Source organism: Marinomonas sp. TI.3.20, from assembly GCF_038155025.1.
Taxonomy (GTDB): domain Bacteria; phylum Pseudomonadota; class Gammaproteobacteria; order Pseudomonadales; family Marinomonadaceae; genus Marinomonas; species Marinomonas flavescens.
In genome coordinates this window covers 1-361 of sequence record NZ_JBAKAS010000090.1, presented here as the reverse complement: position 1 = coordinate 361, position 361 = coordinate 1, and the positions used below count along the sequence as shown (strand labels likewise).

General features: G+C 39.3%; 1 pseudogene. It reads right to left on the bottom strand.

Going from position 1 to position 361, the window contains the following annotated elements:
• Position 1 precedes the first annotated feature (1 nt).
• A pseudogene (locus V6259_RS19700) lies at positions 2–361 on the bottom strand (C4-dicarboxylate ABC transporter substrate-binding protein); the annotation flags it as partial.

The window sequence follows — 361 nt, the reverse complement described above, 5'->3', positions numbered from 1 at the left end:
ACTAGTTAACTTCAGCTCTGTTTAAAGAACGCAATACAGTATTAATTTTATCTTTACCGCCTACACTGTCGTAGTATTTAGGCCATACTTTAGTGGTAGCATTTTTGATCCAATCAGTCTCATCAACTTCATCCCACTCCATGCCACGCTTGATCAGCTCCGCTTTCGCTTTTGCTTCTTCTTGAACAAGGTATTTGGCACTGTATTGAGTGGCCAATTTACCCGCTTCTAGAATCGCTTTTTGATCTGCTGGAGACTGTTCTTGGAACACAGACTCAGACATGATCATAGGCTCAAGCAAGAAGTTGTAATGAATATCTGACAAGTATTTTTGTACTTCATCAAACTTCGACGTTTTAAT